This window comes from Idiomarina sp. UBA4206, from assembly GCF_002383015.1.
Classification (GTDB): Bacteria; Pseudomonadota; Gammaproteobacteria; order Enterobacterales; family Alteromonadaceae; genus Idiomarina; species Idiomarina abyssalis.
Genome location: NZ_DFTS01000022.1, coordinates 8,201 through 8,462 on the forward strand (window position 1 = coordinate 8,201; position 262 = coordinate 8,462).

Here is a 262-nt window from a genome sequence, read left to right on the forward strand (position 1 = left end):
CCTTTGCCTTTATAAGGCTCTGGCTTACGGTATGCGCGAATGTTAGCGGCAACTTGACCAACTAACTGCTTATCTGCACCTTTAACGACGACTTCAGTCTGAGTCGGAGTATCGATTGTAATTCCTTCTGGAATTTCGAACTCCACAGGATGCGAAAAGCCTAGCGTCAGGTTCAGTTTTTTACCTTGTGCTTGCGCACGGTAACCAACACCCATCAACTGTAACTTACGTTCGAATCCTTTAGTGACTCCGACCACCATGT

Annotated in this window: 1 protein-coding gene; it reads right to left on the reverse strand. The window is 46.6% G+C overall.

The window, feature by feature from the left end; genetic code table 11:
• Positions 1-262 (reverse strand): 50S ribosomal protein L6 (locus B3180_RS04885; protein WP_286843359.1); only part of this gene is annotated, 262 nt, incomplete at both ends.